This is a genomic window from Tessaracoccus flavus (assembly GCF_001997295.1).
Classification (GTDB): domain Bacteria; phylum Actinomycetota; class Actinomycetes; order Propionibacteriales; family Propionibacteriaceae; genus Arachnia; species Arachnia flava.
Genome location: NZ_CP019605.1, coordinates 564,470 through 582,237 on the forward strand (window position 1 = coordinate 564,470; position 17,768 = coordinate 582,237).

The following is a 17,768-nucleotide window of genomic DNA, read 5'->3' on the forward strand; positions in this document are numbered from 1 at the left end:
CGCGCCGAACACTCACCTCCGGTAGACTGCCACCGCCCCTATAGCTCAGCCGGTAGAGCAGTGGACTTTTAATCCATGGGTCGCGGGTTCGAGCCCCGCTGGGGGCACAGCTGAAACGCTTCTGACTAGGGGAGCAACCTGAATGATCGGTGGTGCTGTGCGTTCCCGGCGGTCCGTAGTCACAAACTTGGTCACAAACCGTTGAGAATCGGTCATCTTCGCCACTATCCGGAAGCTGTCGCGAAGATGCTCCCGGCCACCGTGGCGGCTGCCCCGGCGGCATCCTGGTCGGTCACAAGGTAGAACCGCTGGTAGGTCTGCACGTCGTGCCCCAGCAGGGCGGCGCCCTGGTTCGACGGGACCCCAGCCTCCTCCAGCGCAGTCGCCAGTGTGTGGCGGGTCGCGTGGATCGCGCCCGGGAAGGGGACGCCCGCCTCGGAGCAGAGCGTCTTGAAGCGCCACGAGAGCGTGTCCGGGTGGACCGGGTCGCCCAGCGAGTCGCGGATGACAAGCCCCTCGGCAGGCTGCCCCTGCGCCAACCAGAGCGCCCGCAGCACCGCGTGGGTGCCGGGGTGGAGCGTCTCCACGGCTACGCGCCGGACGGAGTTGGCCGTCTTGGGTGCCCCGATCGCGGTGGAGCGGCCCGGGCCTGACGCCGTGCGGCTCACGTGGATGTCAACCGTGCCCTGTTCGATGTCAACCGAGCCCCAGCCCAGCCCCAGCACCTCCGACCGGCGGAGCCCGCAGAGCGCGAGCCTCATCGCAGCCGGAACCCACGGCTCCGCAGCGAGTCGTGCGGGAGTGGCGTAGGCCGAATCCACGTAGGCGCGGAAGCCTTGGAGCTGCGCCACCGTCCAGCGCTGGGACTGGCGAGTCTTGGCCGGTTTTCCCTGGACCTTCGCGAGCGCGGCGGGGTTGCCCTGAAGCCAACCCTCCCGCTGGGCGAACTTGAACGCCTGGCGCAGCGCCCCCAGCGCGTACGTGCGGCTGCGGTGGCTGAGCGGCTTGCCCTTGATCCCTCCCACCGTGGCGAGCTTCCGCAGGGCCGCCTCGATGTCGCTGGGGGTCAGCTCCCGGGCCCGTCGATCACCGATCAGCTGAAGCGGGCTCACGAGTGTCAACCGGTAGCCCTCCAGCGAGCTGGGGCGCAGTCCGCCGGGGGTTGAGGCCTCCGCCTCGCGGTGCGCCATCCAGCGCTCGCACCTCGCGGACCGTGAGCAGCGACGGATCGCCAGCCTGCCCTGTAGCAGCGAGCCCGCGCATCTCTTCCACCCACGCGCGGGCCCCTTCCAGCGTGTCGAAACGCCGCTTGAGCTGACGACGCTTCCCGGCGACCCGTCCAGCAACGACGGCCACGAACCGCACGCCCGCCCGCGAGGTCTCGCGCCGGATCGGTTCGGTCCAGGTGGGGCACTGCGTGCAGGTGAAGCCGACGATGCCCCCGTCCTGGTGGATCGCGGTCCAGTCCTTTTTCACGGTGCCGCGTGCGGTCCCGCAGGCGGGGCAGCGCTTCATCGCGTCGGCGGGGAGAGCGGCCCGGTTGCCTTTCATCGCCACCCCCGGCTGTCGCGCGCTTCGTCGTCGTCCGCGTCTTCGTCCCACCGCTCCGCGGCACGAGGCGTGGTGCTGTAGGGGGCGAAGTCCTGCATCCTGGCCATGGCGCTCCACGTCCCGTAGTACGCGTAGTAGCGCTCCGGATCGGCTGGGCTGCGCTGCAGCGCCACGTCTTTTGGCCTTGACCAGTTCGCCCAAGCGGCGGTCTTCATGCTGTTCATCCTTCCGCCGCCTTTCATCGTCCCGATCTTCCTGCCCGCCGACAGACGCGACGAGGTGGCCTACTCCAACAACGTGTTGAGCCTGTACACGGTCATCAGCGTGGTGACGTTCGTCGCCTACGTGTTCGCCACCGTCGGCTGAGGCCTGCCCCGCGGGTCGTGACGCGGTCAAGCATGGCTTCCGGTGCGGGGAGCCGTGACCCGAGGCCCGGGCGGCCGTTGTCCACCGTCTGCACGTCCTCCGGACTCGGAGGGTGGTTGGGCGGTGAGGCCGCCCGTGCAGCGGAACCCGGATCCCCGCACCCAGAGGCGGACCAGGGCGAGGCGGACAGGGCGAAGGGGTTCAGCCCGAGGGAAGGTCACGATACGACCCTTCGAGACGCTCCACGGTCGTTACGCGACGCGGAGCTCCTCAGGGAGCGAAGATGGCGCGGCGGGCGGTCAGACGCGCAGCCAGACGGTGGTCTCGCCCGGAAGCTCGTCTCCCCACGGGCCCGAGGCGACCAGAATCTCTCCCTCGGGCAGCTGAACCGGATCCTTGCCGAAGTTCGACACCACCTCCCAGCCGCCCGACCGCTGGAACCGCAGCACCTCGTCGTACTCGGTCGGAATCCACACCATGGACTCGTCTGTCTGCAGCTCCCGCCGCAGCTGCGCCGCCCGTCGGTACATCGACAGCGTCGAGCCCGGATCCTCGGACTCCGCCTCGACGGAGTAGTGCTCGAACCACAGCGGCTGCGGCAGGTGCGAGCCGTCGTCGCCGAAGCCGAACGACGACCCGGACCGCGTCCACGGCAGCGGCACCCGGCAGCCGTCGCGGCCCACCTCCAGCTCACGGTTGCGGAAGAACGAGGGGTCGGCGCGCAGCGAGTCGGGAATCTCCGCGACCTCCTGGAGGCCGAGCTCCTCGCCCTGGTACAGGTAGGCCGAGCCGGGTAGCGCCATCAGAAGCAGCGTCGCCGCACGCGCCCGACGCAGGCCGGTGGCCGCGTCGATCAGGACAGGGTCGCCGCCGGCCATCAGCCAGTCGCCGCCGTGCTTGCGCAGCGGCGTCCCGTCGGGGTTGGTCCCAGGGAACGGGGTGCCGTAGCGGCTGGCCGACCGGATCGTGTCGTGGTTGTTGAGCACCCAGGTGACCGACGATCCGGACACGGCCGCGACACCCAGGCACTCGTCGATGATCCGGTGGAAGGTTGCCGCGTCGTAGTTGGCGAGCTGGAGGTCGAAGAAGAACGACTGCCCCAGCGTGGACGGGCTCGCGTAGAGCGGCACGCGTGACGAGTGCACCGCAGCCTCCGCGACCGCCGTGCGCGGCGGGTCGTAGGAGTTGAACACCCCGCGCCACTCGGCGTAGATCTCCTGGAGTTCGTCGCGGTCCCACGTGGGATGGCTGCCGTCCCTCGGGTGGGCCTCGAGCTCGGCCTGCGTGGGCAGCGGCTCCGTCAGGTCCTTGGCGAGCATGTGGGCGGCGTCCACGCGAAAGCCGTCGACGCCGCGATCGGCCCAGAAGCGCAGGATGCTGAGGAACTCCTCCCGGACCTCATCGCTGGCCCAGTTCAGATCCGGCTGCTCGACGGCGAAGGTGTGGAGATACCACTGTCCGTCGGCCACCTGCTCCCAGGCGCTGCCACCGAAGATCGAGACCCAGTCCGTGGGCGGCTCGGAGCCGTCCGGGCCGGTGCCGTCGCGGAAGATGTAGCGCTCCCGCTCGGCCGATCCGGGGCCCGCCGCGATCGCCTGCTGGAACCAGTCGTGCAGGTTCGAGGTGTGGTTCGGCACGATGTCGATGAGGATCCGGATGCCACGCGCGTGCAGCCCGGCGGCGAGCTCGTCAAAGTCATCGAGGGTGCCGATGCGCGGGTCGATTCCGCGGTAGTCGATGACGTCGTAGCCGCCGTCGGCGAGGGCGGAGGGATAGAAGGGGCTCAGCCACACCGCGTCGATGCCGAGGCCGGAGAGGTAGTCGAGCCGCGAGGCTATGCCGCGCAGGTCGCCGATGCCGTCGGCGTTGCTGTCGGCGAAGCTGCGGGGGTAGATCTGGTAGACGAGGGCTTGGCGCCACCATTGGGCGCTCTGGTCGGAGACCAGGGTCGCCTGGTCCGTGATGTCCTGCATGGGGGAAGGTCCTTCAGTGGTGAGGGTCAGCGGGTGGCCAGGCGGAGGATTCGGGACTCCCACGGCGCGAGCGACGAGGGGTCGGCGGCATCGTGGGTGGCCAGGATCAATTCGGCGCCGTCGAGGCTGGGGAGGGCGTCGAGCGGGAGTTCCGCCGAGGTCGACGAACAGTTGGCGAGGACGAGCAGTGTGGTGTCGCCCAGGGTGCGGGTGAACACCCAGAGCTGCTCGTGCTCGGGCAGAAGTAGCTCGAAGCGGCCCTCGCGGACCACCTCGTCGGTGTGTCGAAGCGCGATCAGTCTCTGGAAGTGGGCGAACACCGACGCGGGGTCGAGGCGGGCCGCCTCGGCGTTGATGTCGCGGTAGTTGGGGTTGACCGGCAGCCAGGGCACGCCGGTGGTGAAGCCCGCGTGCGGGCCGTCGTTCCACTGGACGGGGGTGCGTGCATGGTCGCGGCTCTTCGCGGCCAGCGAGCGGAGGATCTCGGCCTCGGCGGTGCCCATGGCCGTGGCCAGGGTGTGGTGGTTCAGCGATTCGACGTCGACGTAGTGGCCGATCTCGGTGAAGGGGGAGTTCGTCATGCCGAGTTCTTCACCCTGGTACACGTACGGGGTGCCCTTGTGCAGGTGCAGGACGGTGGCCAGCGTCTTGGCGGAGTTGACGCGGTGCTCGGGGGAGTCGTCGCCGAAGCGGGACACTGCCCGCGGCTGGTCGTGGTTGTCGAGGTACAGCGAATTCCAGCCCGATTCCGCCAGACCGTACTGCCACTGGGCAAGGTTGCCCTTCAGCGCGGGCAGGGGCAGTGCCATCAGGTCCCACTTGCTACCGGAGGCCTGGTCGAGGCTGACATGCTCGAACGTGAAGACCATGTTCAGCTCCCGCCGGGCAGGGTCCGTGACCCGCCGGGCCAACTCAACGGTCGCGCCGGGCATCTCGCCGACGGTGAGCAGATTCTGGTCGTCGAGGCCCACCTCGCGGTTCATTTCGGCGAGGAACTCGTCGAGACGGGGACCGTTGGCGATCTGGCGGAAGTCCGCCGAGCCGGGCTCGATCGGGCCGCCGGAGGCGAGGTCGTGTGGCTTGGAGATGAGGTTGATCACGTCCATCCGGAAGCCGTCGACTCCGCGGTCCACCCACCACCGCATCATGTCGTAGACGGCCTCGCGAACCTCGGGGTTCTCCCAGTTGAGGTCCGGCTGCCCGGGGCTGAACATGCTCAGGTAGTACTGGCCGCTGGCCGGGTCGAACGTCCAGGCCGACGGCGCGAAGGCCGCGGCGCTGTCGTCGGGCTCGGCGCCAGGCGTGCCGGGCTCGTGTCCGGGACGGGCGGGGCGCCAGTAGTACCAGCTCCGCTTGGGGGAGGCCGGGTCGCGGGACTCGACGAACCACGGGTGCTGGTCCGAGGTGTGGTTGACCACCAGGTCCATGACCAGCTTGATCCCGCGCCAGTGGGCCTGGGCGAGGAGCTCGTCGAGGTCCGCGAGGGTTCCGAACAGGGGATCGATGTCGCGGTAGTCGCTGATGTCGTAGCCGTTGTCCACCTGCGGCGAGCGGTAGACGGGCGACAGCCAGATGACGTCGACCCCGAGCTCGGCCAGGTGGTCGAGGCGGCTGGTGATGCCTGGGATGTCGCCGATGCCGTCGCCGTTGGAGTCCTGGAACGAGCGGGGGTAGACCTGGTAGACCACCGCGGAGCGCCACCAGCCGTCCGGGCGGGAAGCTGGGGCGGTCTGATGGCGTTCTGCGGTCATGGTTCTCCTTGGCTGGGATGGTGAGGGTGGGGTGGGCCGGTGCGCCCCGGCTCACCCCTTGGATGGTTCGCTCGACGCTACTTGATGGCGCCCTGGGTCAGGCCGGACATGACCCAGCGCTGCGCGAACAGGTAGACGACGATGGCAGGGGCCATGGCCATGAGGTACGACGCGAAGCTCACGTTGTAGCTGATTTGTTTTCGAGCAATAGATTTAACTATCGAAGAAAGTCATCTGGGTCTAGGATGCATCACGGTTGAGGGATCGTCAAGGGGGGTGCGGAAAGTGGGTGTGTCCGAGCGCCAGACGCGCCACCGCGCGAGCACAGAGGCGGTCCTCGACCACGCGTGGGACTCCGGCGCCTTCGGGGCGGACCACGTCATTTCCGCCCTCGGAATGACCCGATCCACGGCACTCTCCGCGCTCGATGAGCTGATCGACGTCGGCCTGATCGAGGAGCTGACGAGCTCCGCGGGGCCCGCCCAGCGGCTGGGAAGGCCTGCTCGACGATTCGAGCTGCGAGGCGAGGCCGGACTGATCGTGGGCCTCGACGCCGGCGGCCGACGCTTCTCCGCGATAGCCGCCGATCTGAGCGGCCGGATCCTCGCGCGCGAACACCTCGACCTCACCAGCTTCTTCGAGCTGGAGGCTCCGGACCCGGCCACCCGGCACACCGCGGCCCTCCGGGCCATCGACGCGGTGCTCGCCGCTGCCGGGGGTAGCCGAGATGAGGTGATCGCCGTCGGGGTGGGCGTGCCTGCCCCGGTCGACGGCCAGGGGGCCTCGCCCGCGCACCCGTCCGGCTTCTGGAGCTATATGAACGCAGGCCTCCGTGAGGCGCTGAGTGGGGAGTTCCCTGTCGTGCGTGTCGAGAACGACGCTTCCCTCGCCGCTGTCGCTGAGGGGTCCCTGGGCGAGGCGCAGGGGCGCGAACACTACGTCGCGATGCTGTCGGGGCTTCGCCTGGGCTCGGGCGTGGTCCTGGAGGGGCGATTGGTGCGCGGCGCGCACGGCGGCGTCGGGGAGCTCGAGGCACTTGCCTATGTGCCCGGTGTCGGCGGCACCTGGGGTCTCGGCTATCTGGCGGAGCAGTGGCTGAGGGAGCAGCTCGGCATGGGCGCGATTCCTGCTGACCACCCTTGGGCCGCCCTGAGTGGGGGCGCCGTCACCGGCGAGGCGGTCCTCTCTCGCGCGCGGCTGGCGGACCCTGTGGCGCGGCCGCTGGTGGAGGAGCTGGGGGGCACGCTCGGGCGGATCTGTACCGTAGTGTCGCGGTTCTTCGATCCCGAGGTCATCGTCGTGTGCGGGGCCATCGCGGGTACGCTGGGCGAGGTGATCGAGATCGCCGTCGCGCACGTGGCAGGCGAGCTGGAGCTGCCGCCGCCCGGCATCGTCGCCTCGGGGCTCGGGGGAGACGTCGTGTCGCTGGGGGCCTTGTCAGCCGCCCGCGAATCGGCCCGCCAGGTCGTTCTCCCGTTGCTGACCGCGCGCCGCCTCGCCGCCCGCACCCATTGACCTGCTGACCTTCAGTGCTGCACTTCAGGCGCTCATGGTTGCGTGGGTGGCCGGTCAGCCGGTGTCAGCCCGCACGGCTGCGAGCTGGGCGCAGGAGGCCCGGGAGGCTCACGGCGTGGACGAAAACTTGGTCACAAACTTGGTCACAAACCGATCCGGAACTGTGACCAACAAGCCGCCCCAGACCGGACGACTCAAAGCATCGGCTGCTGTAGATCGCACTTGAGCGCACAGTTCCGGACAGTGCTGTCAGACTTTTGATCCATGGGTCGCGGGTTCGAGCCCCGCTGGGGGCACCGTCGCCGCCCTTCGTCACCGGAACCAGTGCACCGCGTAGGGTCGAAGCGTCATCGTCCAGGGGGTCAGATCCCACTCGACTCCATCCAGCAATTCGAACGCCGTCTCTCCGATGGTCTCGCTGAGGCAGGCCATCGGGAGGGTGATCTCGTTCGGGGTCATGTTGTAGACCTGCACCATGGGACCGATGGGATGGTCGCGCTTGACGGCCAGCACTCCGGGGTCGCCCGTCTCGATGATCTCCGACTCGCGTGAGGCGTGAAGCTGCGGCGTCGCCCGCCGGATATCCAGCACGTGGCGCAGCCAGGCGTTGACCCGCGCGGCGGGGGAGGTGGGATCCTCCCCCAACCCGGCAACGGCGTCCCAGTCCATCACCGGGCGGTGCACCCAACGGTTGTCGTCGGCATGCGCCGGGTCGCGCGCGAAGTCGTGGTCGTTGAGCATCGCCACCTCATCGCCCATGTAGAGCAGAGGAACCCCTCCCCAGCCGCAGATGACCGCGTGGAGGAGATTGATGCGCGCCACGGCGAGGTCGACCTCCCCGGCATCGGAGAGCTCGAGGGCGCGCTCCAGGCCGGCGAGTGAGGCGAGCGATCCCGAGATGCGTCGATCCCCCGTGGCTTCGTTCGCCTGGAAGACCAGACCGCGCGCAAAGGACCCTGGGAACTCGCCCGAGTAGAAATCGCTGAGGAAGGCCCGGTGGGCGAAGCCGTTGAGCCCGGCCGTCGCGGCATCGACGTCGTCGATGGCCCAGCCGATGTCGTCGTGGCACCGGATGTAGGTGCCCCAGGTGGCGGTCGACGGCTTGGGCGGGAATCCGCCCAGTGCCCGGCGCAGGAGCGTGGTGTCCTGCGAGGCGATCGTCGACCACAGCTGCGCCATCAGCGAGTTGTGGTAGGCGATGTCCGAGACCTTGCCGTAGTGCTCGCCCCGGCCGAAGTAGGCGATGAGGTCCTTGGGTCCGACGATGGCCTCGGCCTTGAACGCGACGGCGGGTGCTGCGATCCGAACGGCCGCGCGCAGGGCCTCGGTGATGGCGTGAACGGGCGGCTGGTTCTGGCAGTCGGTCCCCATCTCCTTCCAGATGAAGGCGATGGCGTCGAGCCGCAGCACCTCAACGCCCCGGTTTGCGAGACCCAGGATGATGTCGAGGTACTCGAGGAAGACGTCCGGGTTGGCCCAGTTGACGTCCCACTGGTAGTCGTTGAACGTCGTCCACACCCACCCGGCAAGGTCGTCGTCCCAGGTGAAGTTGCCGGGGGCGAAGTCGGGGAAGACCTCGGGGAGCGTCTCCTCGTACCGGTCGGGCACGGTGCGGTCGGGAAAGACCATGAAGTAGTCGCGGTAGGTCCGCTCGCCGGCCCGGGCCCTGGCCGCCCACTCGTGCTCGCGCGCCACGTGGTTGAGGACGAGGTCCACGACCAGAGAAATGCCCTTGGCCCGCAGGTGACGCGTGAGGTCCTCCAGATCCTGCATCGTGCCGAGATCGGGGCGGACGGTGCGGTAGTCGGCCACCGCGTAACCGCCGTCGTTGGCGCCTTCACGGGGCTGCAGCAGCGGCATCAGGTGCAGGTAGGTCACCCCCAGATCCTGGAGGTAGTCGAGATGGTCGGTGATCCCGCGCAGCGTACCGGCGAACCGATCGGTGTAGGCGACGTAGCCCACCTGGCTGGGCTGCTGGAGCCAGTCCGGGCGAAGGAGCCTGGCCTCGTCGAGGAGGCGCAACTCGTCGCTGCGTTGCTCGAACCTCAGGCGCACCAACTCCTGCACCCTCCGGGCAAGATCGGCGGAGCGCTCCGCGTACACGGTGGTCAGGGCGGTCGTCAGGTCGTCGCCGTAGCGTTCCCACCTGAGGTCGAAGGTCGTCTTCACGGCACCAGCCTAACGGTCAGCCCTGGGCCGGCATGGGCATCCAGGGCGGTTGCATCGTCGGAGGTTCGGGGTGGCGCTCCCATTGCGTCCACCACTGCTCCGCGCCGTCGGGCAGGGGAGTGGTGTGGGCCCCGCGGACCGCGTCGCGGAGCTCCACCTTCGCGCTGCGGAGCACCATGAGGTCACGGCTGGTGGGGGACTCGAGGCCGAGGAACCGCTGTTCCAGATCGAGGATCCGGATGCGCAGATCGATGATGCGGCGATGCTGGGCGGCGGCGCGGTCGTCCAGCTCGAGATGCTGCTCGGCCGCACGGAACCAGCCGTATGCCATGTTGATGGCGATGAGCCCCGGATGGACGACCATGGCGTCGTGAACCCCCAGTTCCGGGTAGACCACCGTGGCTCCGGTCGCCTCGGCGTAGGCCAACTCGTCGCGGCCGGCCTCGTCGATGAGGATCTCGGTGGAGCGCATCACGACGGTGAAGAGGTCCGCGTTGGCCATGCTGGCCCGCCTCTGCACGCCCAGCGACTGCGACGAGATGACGTAGGTGCGGCCCACACCGAGATGGTTGAGGGCGAGCTCCGCGGGGAGGTTCTCGCGGGCGCCGCCGTCGACGTAGGTCTCGTCGCCGATGGGCACTGGCCGGAAGACGGCGGGGATCGAGCAGCTCGCCAGCACCCCGACCGTGAGGTCGTGGGCCGTGTTGCCGAGCGGCCGGTTCTGCCGGTCGACCAGCGTGCCGCGCTCGGTCATGTAGCGAAGCTCCCCCGATTCCAGAGCCACCATCGCCACCCTGAGGGTGGAGCCGGAGAGGCGGACGCGGGCCGGGTCGAACGTCTCGGGTTCCAGGAGCCTGCCGAGCACCGGGCCCGGCCGGTAGAGCGAGCGCGTGCGCTCCAGCCCCTGCCAGATCGTGTTGAGGTCGCTGCCGATCCGGGGCAGCCGGCCCACGTTCCCGGCGAGGCCGGAGAGCGCGGCCAGGGACCACTCGGAGCGGACCTCCTCATCGGGCAGCAGGGCCAGCTCGAGCGGGCTCGGCGCGGTCTCGCTCCTCGCCTCGGGGTCGGGGGCCTGATCCGGCTGGCGCAGGAACGGCAACAGCGGAGTGCGGGGCTTGGGGGCGGGCCGTGGCGGATTCACCATCGTCAGCCATCCCGGCCCCTCCTCCTGGAGCCGTTCGTACCAGGGACGGGGAGTGAACATGTCCGCCGGCGTCGTCATCCCCGACCAGAGTTCGGCCAGCCGCAGCAGGTACGCGTGTTGCTGATCCCGCCTCGCATCCTGGGCCAGCACCGAGGCGACGATGGAGCCCGCGGACGTGCCGACGAAGACCGTGGGGCTGAACGACTCGTCGTGCCGGTAGAGATAGTCGAGTGCGCCCAGCTGGAAGCTGGCGCGAGACCCTCCACCCGACAGGACGCAGGCGACCGTCTCGTCGCGTGGATCCTGGGTGAGAAACGGGATCGTGAAGCGTCGGTTGACGGCCATGGTCTCAGCCTAGGGCGATGTCGACCGCCTTCCAATCGACATCGGCGGGAGCCATGGCGAGGACGGCGGCGAGCAGGCCCTGGCGCGACGCGCGGACCGCCGGGTCGTCGGCGTTGACGAGGATCTCGTCGAAGAACCGTGCCGACGTGGTCACCACAGCTTCAGTGCGCTCCAGGACCGTGGGGAGGGGCTCCCTCGCGGTATCGGCGGGCACTGCTTCGATCGCGGTGAAGAGGTCGAGCTCGGCCGGCTCGCTCAGTGCGGAGGGATCGAAGCCCGAGGGCGCCTCGGCGGGCAGGATGCGGGTGATCCGCACGAGTGTCTCGACCAGCGGACGGAGCCGCGCGTCCTCGCTGGCGGCGTCGAGCTCCCGGAGCAGACGGGCAGCACGTCCTGGCGCGTCGGCGGCGGGGAGGATGGCCGCGACAAGCTCCGCCGAGGTCCCCTCATCACGCAGCAGTTGGGCGAACCGTCCGACGGTGAATTCCAGCGCCCCCTCCACGGCATCGTCGGCCACCGTCACGCCCTGCTCGGCGAGCCGCGCGACGGCGTCCTCCAATCCGGCCCGGACGGTGAGCGTCTCCAGCGGGGTGCCTGCCGACTCGCGCAGGATGCGCACCACGCCCAGCGCCGCGCGGCGCAGACCGAACGGGTCGGAGGATCCGGTGGGCTTGGCGCCGAGCGCAAACATCGACGCCAGCAGGTCGAAGCGGTCGCCCAGCGCCAGCAGGGCACCGGCCGTCGAGGCGGGCACGGGGTCGGCGGAGGTGTGCGGCTGTTCCATCTCGAACAGCGCGTCGGCTACCTGCTGTGTCTCGCCCTTCCTGACGGCGTACTCCCTCGCGATGAAACCGGCGAGCGAGCTCATCTCGACGACCATCTGGGTGGCGAGGTCGAACTTGGCCAGCTGCCCGGCGCGGGTCAAGGTCTCGCGATCGTCGCCGGCCAGGCCGATTCGGTCCGCCAACTTTCCGGCGACGTCGGCGATGCGGCGGGCGCGCTGGCCCACGGAGCCCAGCCGGTCCTCGAACGTCAACTGATCGAGACCCGGCACGAAGCCCTCGACGTTGTCAGCGGTCAGATCGGCGTTCCAGAAGAACAGCGCGTCCTCGTACCGGGCTCGGATGACCGAGGCGTTGCCCGTGGCGACGACCTGCTCGTCACACAGTCCGTTGGCCATGGTGATGAAGTGCGGGGCGAGCTTGCCGTCGACGTAGACCGGCAGGTAGCGCTGGTGCTTGCGCATCACCGTCGTGAGGATCTTCTCGGGCAGCTCCAGGTAGCGCTCGTCGAAGTGGCCCAGAACCCCGCGTGGTTCCTCGACCAGGTTCGTGATCTCGTCGATCACCGCGGCCTCGGCCTCGACGTCGACGGTGCCGCCGACGCTCCCGGCCAGTCGGATCGCCTGGTCGACGACGGACGCGCGGCGGGTGTGGGTGGCCAGTTCGATGCGTCCCGACGCGATGGTCTCGAGGAGGTCGTCGGCGGAGGCGACCTCGACGTGACCGACGAGGGCGCCGTCGGAGCGGGTTCCGTCGGCGTCGGCCGCGACCGGCCGCTGGAGGTAGGTCGTCCGGCCGGAGGTGAGCCCCGACACGTCGACGGGGACGACCGTGTCTCCCCACAGCGCGAGCAGCCAGCGGATGGCGCGCGAGAAGGAGAGGTTGGCGTCGTTCCAGCGCATGTTCTTCTCGGCGCGCAGGCCGCTCACGACGTCGGCGAGCGCCTCGCTGGCCACGTCGAGCACGTGGCGTCCGCTCAGGGCCACCGACACGGCGGCATGCTCGGCTCCGCCGATCTCGGCGCGCACGATCTGGTCGGCGCCGACACCCTGGCCGCGCATGAAGCCCTGCAGCGCCTTGGTGGGGTTGCCGTCGGCGTCGAACGCTGCGGCCCACTTCGGGCCCTTGCGGAGCTGCTCGGCGTCGGGCTCGCTCGCTGCGACGTCCTCCACCACGGCGACGATGCGCCGCGGGGTCCCGTCGACCGTGATCGCGCCGTGGGCGAGCCGCGAGGCGCCGAGCTTGGCGGTCAGGGCGTCGCGGACGGCGTCGATGGTCTGCGGCACGACGTGCGGGGGGAGCTCTTCGACCCCGATCTCGAACGCCAGCGTCTGGGGTGTTCTCGCCAGCGCCTCGCGGTCGACGGCGGGCGCGGGATCGCCGGTGGGCTCAGCGGCCTCGCGGAGGAGCGGGAAGCCGAGTTCCTCGCGTCGCTCGATCCAGAGGGCCGCGGTGTCGCGCATGAGGCGACGCATCGTCGCGAACGCCTTCGCGCGCTCGGTGGTCGAGATCGCCCCACGCGCGTCAAGCACGTTGAAGGCGTGGCTCGACTTCAGGATGTAGCCGTGGGCCGGCACCGGGAGGCGCGCCTCCACCATGCGGGTGGCCTCGCCGACGTAGGTCTCGTAGAGGCGACGGTTCGCCTCGACGTCGGCGTCGTCGAGGTAGTAGCGGCTCATCTCGTACTCCTGCTGGCCGAACGCCTCGCCGTAGGTGACGGGCCGGCCGTCGCTGGCGATCGAGTAGACGATGTCCTTGAAGTGCGTGACGCCCTGCTGCGCCATCAGGATGCGCTCGACGCCGTAGGTGAGCTCCACGGGAATGGGGTCCAGGTTCTGCCCGCCCACCTGCTGGAAGTAGGTGAACTGCGTGATCTCCATGCCGTCCAGCCACACCTCCCAGCCAAGGCCCCAGGCGCCGATGGCCGGCTGGGCCCAGTTGTCCTCGACGAAGCGGACGTCGTGCTTGGCCAGATCGATGCCGAGCGCCTCGAGCGATCCGAGATACAGCTCCTGGGGGTTGCCGGGCTCGGGCTTGAGGATCACCTGGAACTGCGTGTGCATCTGCAGGCGGTTGGGGTTCTCCCCGTAGCGGGAGTCGTCGGGCCGGACCGACGGCTCGACGTAGGCGACGTCCCATGGCTCCGGGCCGAGAACGCGCAGCACGGTGGCGGGGTTCATCGTGCCGGCCCCGACCTCGGTGTTGAAGGGCTGCCAGGTGAGGCACCCCTTCGAGGTCCAGTAGTCGGAGAGGCGGCGCAGGGCATCTTGCATGGTCAGCACCCCAGCATGCTACCCAGGCTGGCCCGATTAGGCATGTCCGTAAGGGCGCGGCGCACCGGCTAGGCTCGCCCGGTGACCAGTACCCGCGTCGATCTGACGAAGTTCGCCTGGCTGTCCATCGCTGCTGCGCTCGCCACGATCGCGCTCAAGACGTGGGCGTGGCTGGTCACCGGCTCGGTGGGTCTGCTGTCCGATGCGGCCGAATCGGTGGTCAACCTGGTGGCGGCGATCGTCGCGCTCATCGCGCTCAAGGTGGCCGCACGGCCGGCCGACAAGAACCACCACTTCGGCCACTCCAAGGCGGAGTACTTCTCGTCCGCTATCGAAGGGGTGATGATCTTCGTCGCGGCGGCAGCCATCCTGGTGTTCGCCATCCAACGGTTGCTGGCGCCCCGCCCCCTCGAGGAGATCGGGCTCGGCCTGGTCATCTCGGTCATCGCGGCGCTCATCAACGGTGCCGTCGCACTGGTGCTCCTCCGCGCGGGGCGGCGCTACAACTCGATCACGTTGCGCGCCGACGCTCACCACCTCATGACCGACGTCATCACCTCAGCCGGGGTACTGGTCGGTATCGCTCTGGTGTGGGCGACTGGCTGGGTGAGGCTCGACCCGATCGTCGCGATCCTCGTGGGGCTCAACATCCTCTGGACGGGCTGGAAGCTCGTCTCGGAATCCTCCTCAGGCCTCATGGATGAGTCGCTGCCGAAGGAGGACAACGACCGACTCCGTGAGATCCTGGCCCGGCACACGACCGATGAGGTCCAGTTCCACGCCTTCAGAACGCGCGTGTCCGGCGCGCGGGCGTTCATGGAGATGCACATGCTCGTGCCGGGGGCCTGGACGGTCCAGCGGGGGCACGACGAGCTCGAGGACATCGTCGACGAGATCCGGGGTGAGTTCGCCGAGTTGCACGTCATCGGCCACCTTGAGCCGATCGAGGACCCGCGCAGCTACGACGACGAACACCTCGACTAGCCCGCCGCGCGGGGCGCCGTCGGGCGCCTCCTGCAAACCGGACCGGTCGACGCCAACCGGGAGCACGCAACGCCAACGCGGAGACCGGACTGCCGGCGAAATCCAGCGTCGCCCGTGAAGTGTCACGGGCGACTTCGAAGTTCGCCGGCGACCTGCCGTGTCAGTTGGCGTCTGCGCCCGATCGTTGACGTTCGGGGAGGGCCCGCTGGCCTGAACGTCAGGAGTCCAGGCGGCGCGCCGGACCCCCGGGGCGGGTGACGATGGTGGAGGCGCGTCCCTCGACGGCTGGGAACTCAGCGAGGTACGCGGCGAGCCAGCGGTCGGCGAAGGACTCCGCTTCGGCCGTCTCGACCAGCGCCCAGACGGATCCGCCGAAGCCGGCACCGAATCCGGCGGCGGCGGGGGCCCCGAGCTCGCGGGCGAGCCACTGGAGGCGGTTGGTCTCGTCGATCTGGTTGCCGAGCGCCTCGTCGGCGTTGCGGTGGCTGAGTTCCGCGGCCTCACCGAACCCCTTGATGTCGCCTCGCTCCAGCGCGTCGATCGCCCGGGGGATCGCAACCTCGGACTCCGTCACGAAGGCTGTCAGCCGCGCCGTCAGCGCATCGTCGTGGGCGGAGATCGCCCGCAGTCCTTCCAGAGCGTCGTCGCTGCTCGCGAGGGCGTCGCCGAGGACGGCATCATCACGTCCGGTCGCGGAGTTCCAGGCCTCGGCCAGTTCCCGCGCCTTCCGCGAGGCGTTGTTGTAGGACTCCAGCGCCGATCCGGTCTTCTCGGCCAGCACACCGGAGACCGCGACGACGAACGTCCAGTCCGCGGGGAACTGGACCGAACGCTGCTCTTCGATCGGGCAGAACGTGAACTCGGTGAGGTGGTCGGCCTTGCAGCACAGCATCGCGGTGTGGTCCTCGGACCCGCCGAACGTGCCGACGCCACGGAACCCCTCGAGAGCGCCGAAGGTGAGCCCGTTCTCCATGGTGGCGAGGTAGCCGGCCAGGTCGATGTCGGTGCGGATGTTCGCTTTCCACTCGTCGGTGTCGCGGATGCCGTTGTGATCGATCAGCGCCAACGCCGCAGCGACGACGAGTGCTGAGGACGAGCTCATACCGGAGGCCAGCGGAAGGTTGGAATCAAACAGCAGCGAGGCGGGCTTGAGGTCGCCGAAGTTCAGGTGCAGCCGGTCCAGCACGGCCTGGACGTAGTATCCCCAGTGGCCCTGCGGGAGGCCCGGCTCGACGCCGGGCAGCAGCCGCAGCCTGCCGGGCACCGCCGTCGTCGACGCGGCGATCGCCTCGTCTGCGTCCTCGAGCGTGATGGTGACGCCGCGGTCGACGGCGGCGAGCAGCGACCGGCCCCCGGCGTAGTCCGTGTGCTTCCCCAGCACCTCGAGTCGGCCGGGGACGAACCACTTCACAGACGGGCCTCGCGATCACCCAGTGCCTCCACCACGGAGGCGATGTCGCCGCGGTTGCTCAGGTCCAGCACCCCGACGTCGGCCTTGACGACGAAGTACGGGTCGCCGTCGTCGATCGCGCGGCGGACGGCGTCGGTGATCTCGTACTCGCCGCGGGCGGACTTCGGGATGGCGCGGGCGGCGTCGAAGATGGCCGGGCTGCAGAGCCAGCAGTTCATCGAGATGACCGCGTCCTGACCGAGGCGCTCGATGGCGTCCTGGTCCGGCTTCTCGACGAGCTCGGCGAGGTTGCCCTGCTCATCGGCGGTGGCGAGGGCGAACGCAGCGAGGCGCTCCGGGGCGATGTTCGACTTGGTCAGCATCCCCTCGCGGGTGAAGCCGACGAGCGCCGACCCCGGCACTGTGGCGAGCGACTCCAGCGCTTCGGCAGGGTAGTAGTTGTCGGAGTTGATGACCAGGACGCGGTCGTCGCCGGCGAACTCCTCGGCGGCGAGCACGGCGTTGGCGGTGCCGAGCGGCTCCTCCTGGACGGCGTAGGAGATCGTGACGCGCTGCTTATCGACCGTGTCGTAGTAGTCGCGGATCATGTCGTGCTCGGGGCCGATCACCAGACACACGTCGGTGAAATTGGCATCGGCGAGAGCCGTGATGACGTGGTCGAGGAAGGGGCGGCCAACCGAGATCATCGCCTTGACGCCCGCTTCGGCGGCCTTGCTCTGCTCGTCGTTGAGGGCGACGCCCTCTGCTTCCTTGCGCATTCGCGAACCGAGTCCGCGGGCCAGAATCACTGCCTTGTGGGGTGCCTCATAGGTCATGGCGACAGCCTATTGCGGCTGCGCGATGAGTGAGCAAACGATCAGCCGACGTGATTAGCGGCAGTGCGCAGAATGATCGCGACCGACACCGCACCGGGGTCGACGACGCCGATCGACTTATCGGCGAGCAGCGCCGAGCGGCCGCGCTTGGCGATCATCGAGCGCGTGTTGTCGCGGCCCCGTTCGGCGGCCGCGGCCGCTGTGTCCATGGCCTCCCCCAGCGAGATGTGGGCGAGCGCGGCCTCCCGCAGCGCATCCGAGGCCGGTGCCAGAGCATCGATCATGGTCTTGTCGCCGCGTTCGGCGTTGCCGCGGGCCATTACCCCGGCGAGGCCCGCCTCGAAGGCGGAGGCCACGCCCGCGGTCTGGATCGGCCGGGGCCAGTTTGCCCCGGCGCGGAGGAAGAACGTCCCGAAGAGGGGGCCCGACGCGCCCCCCACGGTGCTGACCAGGGCCATGCCGACATGGCGTAGGGCATCGGATGCGGCGGCGACGGGCGTGAGGTCGAGCTCACGCGCAGCGGCGAGGCCGCGAGCCATGTTGGTGCCGTGATCGCCGTCCCCCAGCAGCCTGTCGAGTTTGTTCAGTTCGTCGGCTCGGGCGTCGAACACCTCTGCGCATTCGCGCAGCCATTGCGTCACCGCCATCACTCCGTCTGCCATCTATCCACTCCTGCCGGTTGTCGCGCC

The 17,768-nt window shown here is 69.3% G+C and carries 14 protein-coding genes and 1 tRNA gene; 4 read left to right on the forward strand and 11 right to left on the reverse strand.

The features are described 5' to 3' along the window. The first annotated feature begins 34 nt into the window (after nt 1–34). A tRNA-Lys gene (locus RPIT_RS02445) sits at nt 35–107 on the forward strand. A gap of 117 nt (nt 108–224) precedes the next feature. Here RPIT_RS02445 and RPIT_RS02450 read toward each other — a convergent pair. Genes RPIT_RS02450 through RPIT_RS02455 form a run of 3 tightly spaced genes read right to left on the reverse strand, consistent with a single transcriptional unit; the run spans nt 225 to nt 1,766 of the window. Continuing rightward, nucleotides 225–1,112: a tyrosine-type recombinase/integrase gene (locus RPIT_RS02450; protein ID WP_162274472.1), complete on the reverse strand. Its 888-nt coding sequence runs from the start codon at nt 1,110–1,112 to the stop codon at nt 225–227. Continuing rightward, the gene (locus RPIT_RS15195; RefSeq protein WP_162274473.1) at nt 1,087–1,551 is read right to left on the reverse strand and encodes a hypothetical protein; all 465 of its coding nucleotides are present in this window, start codon (nt 1,549–1,551) and stop codon (nt 1,087–1,089) included. Before RPIT_RS15195 ends, RPIT_RS02450 begins: the two co-directional genes overlap by 26 nt. Further along, a complete protein-coding gene (locus RPIT_RS02455) occupies nt 1,548–1,766 on the reverse strand; it encodes a hypothetical protein (RefSeq protein WP_077340279.1) in 219 nt (72 codons plus the stop codon). The genes RPIT_RS15195 and RPIT_RS02455 overlap by 4 nt, the downstream gene beginning before the upstream one ends. Here RPIT_RS02455 and RPIT_RS14860 point away from each other — a divergent pair. Further along, nucleotides 1,765–1,917 carry a hypothetical protein gene (locus tag RPIT_RS14860; RefSeq protein WP_157633324.1) on the forward strand — a complete coding sequence of 51 codons (153 nt, stop codon included), beginning with the start codon at nt 1,765–1,767 and terminating at the stop codon, nt 1,915–1,917. The two genes, RPIT_RS02455 and RPIT_RS14860, sit on opposite strands and share 2 nt — an antisense overlap. 299 nt (nt 1,918–2,216) lie before the next feature. On the opposite strand, the gene RPIT_RS02460 is transcribed toward RPIT_RS14860, so the two are convergent. Both RPIT_RS02460 and RPIT_RS02465 read right to left on the reverse strand, forming a co-directional pair. Next, nucleotides 2,217–3,890: a glycoside hydrolase family 13 protein gene (locus tag RPIT_RS02460; RefSeq protein WP_077340281.1), complete on the reverse strand. Its 1,674-nt coding sequence runs from the start codon at nt 3,888–3,890 to the stop codon at nt 2,217–2,219. Nucleotides 3,891–3,916: 26 nt separating this feature from the next. Beyond that, entirely contained in the window at nt 3,917–5,641 is a 1,725-nt protein-coding gene (locus RPIT_RS02465; RefSeq protein ID WP_077340283.1) for a glycoside hydrolase family 13 protein, read from the reverse strand. A 291-nt stretch (nt 5,642–5,932) separates the two neighbouring features. Between RPIT_RS02465 and RPIT_RS02470 the strand changes: the two genes are divergently transcribed. Then, nucleotides 5,933–7,156 carry an ROK family protein gene (locus RPIT_RS02470; RefSeq protein WP_157633325.1) on the forward strand — a complete coding sequence of 408 codons (1,224 nt, stop codon included), beginning with the start codon at nt 5,933–5,935 and terminating at the stop codon, nt 7,154–7,156. Nucleotides 7,157–7,468: 312 nt separating this feature from the next. On the opposite strand, the gene RPIT_RS02475 is transcribed toward RPIT_RS02470, so the two are convergent. From RPIT_RS02475 to RPIT_RS02485, 3 genes are read right to left on the reverse strand one after another with little or no spacing between them, the layout of a single operon-like run. Then, entirely contained in the window at nt 7,469–9,325 is a 1,857-nt protein-coding gene (locus RPIT_RS02475) for an alpha-amylase family protein (protein ID WP_077340287.1), read from the reverse strand. A gap of 16 nt (nt 9,326–9,341) precedes the next feature. Next, nucleotides 9,342–10,814 (reverse strand): patatin-like phospholipase family protein, encoded by a 1,473-nt coding sequence (locus tag RPIT_RS02480; protein ID WP_077340289.1) that lies wholly within the window; start codon nt 10,812–10,814, stop codon nt 9,342–9,344. A gap of 4 nt (nt 10,815–10,818) precedes the next feature. Next, nucleotides 10,819–13,869, reverse strand: coding sequence for a glycine--tRNA ligase (locus tag RPIT_RS02485; RefSeq protein WP_226996373.1), 3,051 nt, complete (start codon nt 13,867–13,869; stop codon nt 10,819–10,821). Between the two features lie 81 nt (nt 13,870–13,950). Between RPIT_RS02485 and RPIT_RS02490 the strand changes: the two genes are divergently transcribed. Continuing rightward, on the forward strand, nt 13,951–14,853 hold the full coding sequence (locus tag RPIT_RS02490; RefSeq protein WP_077340292.1) for a cation diffusion facilitator family transporter: 903 nt from the start codon (nt 13,951–13,953) through the stop codon (nt 14,851–14,853). 217 nt (nt 14,854–15,070) lie between these two features. On the opposite strand, the gene RPIT_RS02495 is transcribed toward RPIT_RS02490, so the two are convergent. Genes RPIT_RS02495 through dhaL form a run of 3 tightly spaced genes read right to left on the reverse strand, consistent with a single transcriptional unit; the run spans nt 15,071 to nt 17,741 of the window. Next, nucleotides 15,071–16,264 carry a GHMP family kinase ATP-binding protein gene (locus RPIT_RS02495; protein WP_077340294.1) on the reverse strand — a complete coding sequence of 398 codons (1,194 nt, stop codon included), beginning with the start codon at nt 16,262–16,264 and terminating at the stop codon, nt 15,071–15,073. Further along, entirely contained in the window at nt 16,261–17,079 is an 819-nt protein-coding gene (locus RPIT_RS02500) for a nucleotidyltransferase family protein (RefSeq protein WP_077340296.1), read from the reverse strand. The genes RPIT_RS02495 and RPIT_RS02500 overlap by 4 nt, the downstream gene beginning before the upstream one ends. 41 nt (nt 17,080–17,120) lie before the next feature. Then, complete coding sequence (dhaL, locus tag RPIT_RS02505) at nt 17,121–17,741, reverse strand: dihydroxyacetone kinase subunit DhaL (RefSeq protein ID WP_077340298.1); 621 nt, start codon at nt 17,739–17,741, stop codon at nt 17,121–17,123. Between the last annotated feature and the right edge of the window lie 27 nt (nt 17,742–17,768).

Bases quoted from the DNA above. Each gene is read 5' to 3' on its own strand.
- RPIT_RS02485 (WP_226996373.1), bottom strand. From the start codon at position 13,869: ATGCAAGATGCCCTGCGCCGCCTCTCCGACTACTGGACCTCGAAGGGG.
- RPIT_RS02455 (WP_077340279.1), bottom strand. From the start codon at position 1,766: ATGAAGACCGCCGCTTGGGCGAACTGGTCAAGGCCAAAAGACGTGGCG.
- RPIT_RS02465 (WP_077340283.1), bottom strand. From the start codon at position 5,641: ATGACCGCAGAACGCCATCAGACCGCCCCAGCTTCCCGCCCGGACGGC.
- RPIT_RS02480 (WP_077340289.1), bottom strand. From the start codon at position 10,814: ATGGCCGTCAACCGACGCTTCACGATCCCGTTTCTCACCCAGGATCCA.
- RPIT_RS14860 (WP_157633324.1), top strand. From the start codon at position 1,765: ATGCTGTTCATCCTTCCGCCGCCTTTCATCGTCCCGATCTTCCTGCCC.
- RPIT_RS15195 (WP_162274473.1), bottom strand. From the start codon at position 1,551: ATGAAAGGCAACCGGGCCGCTCTCCCCGCCGACGCGATGAAGCGCTGC.
- dhaL (WP_077340298.1), bottom strand. From the start codon at position 17,741: ATGGCAGACGGAGTGATGGCGGTGACGCAATGGCTGCGCGAATGCGCA.
- RPIT_RS02460 (WP_077340281.1), bottom strand. From the start codon at position 3,890: ATGCAGGACATCACGGACCAGGCGACCCTGGTCTCCGACCAGAGCGCC.
- RPIT_RS02500 (WP_077340296.1), bottom strand. From the start codon at position 17,079: ATGACCTATGAGGCACCCCACAAGGCAGTGATTCTGGCCCGCGGACTC.